The organism is Methanospirillum sp., assembly GCF_028679455.1.
Lineage (GTDB): Archaea > Halobacteriota > Methanomicrobia > Methanomicrobiales > Methanospirillaceae > Methanospirillum.
Window position 1 is genome coordinate 1 of record NZ_JAJRBM010000138.1, and the last position, 2,976, is coordinate 2,976.

4 protein-coding genes are annotated in these 2,976 nt (G+C 49.4%); 2 read left to right on the forward strand and 2 right to left on the reverse strand.

Features of this window, described 5'->3' with window-relative positions; genetic code table 11:
* The coding region (locus LUQ50_RS04660; RefSeq protein ID WP_300036905.1) for a GTP-binding protein at positions 1–676 on the reverse strand (676 nt) is incomplete at its 3' end.
* A 197-nt stretch (positions 677–873) separates the two neighbouring features.
* Between LUQ50_RS04660 and LUQ50_RS04665 the strand changes: the two genes are divergently transcribed.
* Positions 874–1,179 carry a hypothetical protein gene (locus LUQ50_RS04665; RefSeq protein WP_300036908.1) on the forward strand — a complete coding sequence of 102 codons (306 nt, stop codon included), beginning with the start codon at positions 874–876 and terminating at the stop codon, positions 1,177–1,179.
* 37 nt (positions 1,180–1,216) lie between these two features.
* Here the strand turns inward: LUQ50_RS04665 and cobS are convergent, their stop codons facing one another.
* Positions 1,217–1,954: an adenosylcobinamide-GDP ribazoletransferase gene (gene cobS, locus LUQ50_RS04670; RefSeq protein WP_300036911.1), complete on the reverse strand. Its 738-nt coding sequence runs from the start codon at positions 1,952–1,954 to the stop codon at positions 1,217–1,219.
* 114 nt (positions 1,955–2,068) lie between these two features.
* Here cobS and LUQ50_RS04675 point away from each other — a divergent pair.
* A partial coding sequence (locus LUQ50_RS04675; protein ID WP_300036914.1) for a nicotinate-nucleotide--dimethylbenzimidazole phosphoribosyltransferase occupies positions 2,069–2,976 on the forward strand: 908 nt, incomplete at its 3' end.

The window sequence follows — 2,976 nt, forward strand, 5'->3', positions numbered from 1 at the left end:
GAAGTGCCTTGTCAGTTGGTTTTTCCGGGACTTCGAGCTCGTCGAGGAGTGAAAAGAGTGTCTTCCCCTTGTACCAGGGCATCTTGTCACTGATCTTGGTGATGTTGTCACCCTCGAATGCACTGATTGGGATGAACTTAACTGCATCAGGACTAGTTCCGACCATCTTGAGGAGGTTGCCTACATCGGTCTTGACCTGGTTGAACCGTGCCTCATCGTAGTTGGATGCATCCATCTTGTTGACACCGATGATGAGCTGCTTGATACCAAGGGTCTTTGCAAGGAAAACGTGCTCCTTGGTCTGCTCCATTACACCATCAGGTGCTGCAACGATGATGATTGCTGCATCAGCCTGTGATGCACCGGTGATCATGTTCTTGACGAAGTCACGGTGTCCCGGACAGTCCACGACGGTAAAATAGTACTTATCAGTGTCGAACCTCTTGTGGGCGATATCGATGGTGATACCACGCTCACGCTCTTCCTTGAGGTTGTCCATAACCCATGCAAATGCAAAGGAACCTTTACCCTTTGATTCTGCTTCCTTCTTGTACTGCTCGATGATATGTGCCGGGACAGCTCCTGCCTCGTACATAAGACGGCCGACTGTCGTAGACTTTCCGTGGTCAATGTGTCCGATGACCGCGAGGTTAATGTGTGGCTTCTCAGCTGCCATTGTATAGTATCCTCCAATACCTCCGCAAATATCAGATCTGCCTAACACAGTCCATTTATGCGAGTATTACATATTTGATAGAAGTTCTTTTTAATAGTTTTCATAGCCATCCATTCCGCATCGTGGACGGCTTTTAGGATTTGGAGCCCGAAGCACGAACTGATATATACTGATCCTGAGAAAAGATATCCAATATCATGAAATCTCTTCCAATAATCCGTGAAACGGCCACCGATAAGGTTCAGGTTGAATGCGCTTCGGGAAAACTTGCTGTGCATACCAGATGCGGATTGTGTATTCATTGCAAAGGAGTGAAAGTAGGAGCGCGGATTATGCCCTCTCCATACGATATGATAACAGGTCAGATACAAACCGGCGTTATGCCACCGGAAGCACTCATGGAAGCAGCTATGCAGTTCAATACCCTTGTTCGGGATGGATCTGAGATCGCCTGTGGTGACGAGACAGGTGCCGGATATACACCCCGATTCAGATCCAAATAGATCAGATTAGTGGGGCAATCGTTCGTATCCTCTTTTTTTACCCAGTTATCCCAGCGGTGCAGGCTATCACCATCAGTACAAAAGCCCGGGTGATCTCACCCGAAGCTCCGGTCACATCTCCATTCACTCCCCCAAAAAGCCGCGACGCAAGACCGATGAGTACCACCGGTACGAGGATCGTGACTATCATCGAAGCTCCGAGAACTACTTTTGGGAGGGGAAGGTACAGCAGCGGAAGCAGAAGGAGGGTTGAAGGGAGAATAAACCACCGGGAAGCATGCTCGTGAAGCATCGCATGGAGTCCGGGATGAAATGGTCTTCCAAATATTGTCATGACAGCCATGGCATATTTGCCGGAAACTTCAGCAAGGAGGATTGCAACGCAAGTCAGGGGTACCGATGCCAGCGAACTCCAGGCAAGCAGCGTGATCATCAGCCCGAGTGCGATTCCACCGGTTCCAACAGTCCTGTCAGTAAGGGCACGTACACGGATCTCCCTGGTTCCATGGGCCATCAGCCCATCACCGAGATCAAGAAGACCATCCAGATGATTACAACCGGTTATGAGGAAAACAATCCCAAGACCTATGGTAGCAGAGACGAACGCCGGGGCAGAAATGAGATAAAGCATGATCGCAGCAATTCCACCGGTAACATACCCCGCAAGCGGGTACAGCCATATCGTTTGTGAAAAAGCTTCAAACGGAGCAGTCTTTCCAAGCGGAAGGATGGTTGTGAACTGAAGCAAGGCGATAACAGACTGCACGGTTTTCATGAATGTCTATACTATCTCTCCTGCGAATCATAGAAATACAGAACCTTGGAATTGCATCGCCGGGCATCTGATGCCAGGCGCAGGTTGAAGCATCAATGATACTAACCCGTGATCATGACACTGCTCTCCAGGACTCATACCCATATCCCGAAAACCCCACTCTTCTGCGGAGTCCTCGCAAACACACTCCTTTCAACTGTCCCGGGACTTTCGGGTGCAGGACCCAATCCAGAGGGTTCATTGATGGTTCCCAACCTTGATGCTGAACTCATCGTACAGGGTCGAATAACCAGTTGCGATGCAACCCCCAATACCGGAACAGGATGCCCGACTCCTGCTTCAATTACCAGATCAATGACAGAACTTGCTGGATTTCCGGTTCTATTCATAAACGCCGGACTGGCTCATTCTCCGCAGGTTCCCTGTCTTGATATGTATACTTCGCCAGGACAGGATCCCAGAGACGGACCAGCAGTTCCCGAAGCTGAAAAATTGTTTACTCATGGTCAGTGGGCAGGAAAATTCTTCTCAAAAAACCATGATACCCTGGTCATCGGTGAATGTGTTCCAGGGGGGACCACTACTGCACTTTGCATTCTCCGTGCGATGGGATATGAAGCTCAGGTCAGTAGTGCATCTGTGAAAAATCCTAAACAACTCAAGGAAGAGATTGTTACCTCAGTGTTAAAGCGCGTATCACGATCAGATGTATTCGCTCCTCTTGAACTGATCAAAGAAGTCGGTGATCCGATGATGGCGGTAGTCACCGGTATAGCCACCACCTATACCGGGAAACTCTTTCTTGCCGGGGGAACGCAGATGCTTGCCGTTGCTTCGCTCATAACAAGATTAGGCCTGCCAGCTCCTGATATTGTTACGACAGTTTATGTTCGTGATGATCCGGACGCGAATTGTGTCAGGATCGCTACAGAGATCGGATCTCCCCTAACTGTGGTTGACCCTGATTTCGGGGCGATCGGACATTCGGGTCTTGTAAGATACTGTATAGGGGAAGTTAAAGA

Bases quoted from the DNA above. Each gene is read 5' to 3' on its own strand.
- cobS (WP_300036911.1), bottom strand. From the start codon at position 1,954: ATGAAAACCGTGCAGTCTGTTATCGCCTTGCTTCAGTTCACAACCATC.
- LUQ50_RS04665 (WP_300036908.1), top strand. From the start codon at position 874: ATGAAATCTCTTCCAATAATCCGTGAAACGGCCACCGATAAGGTTCAG.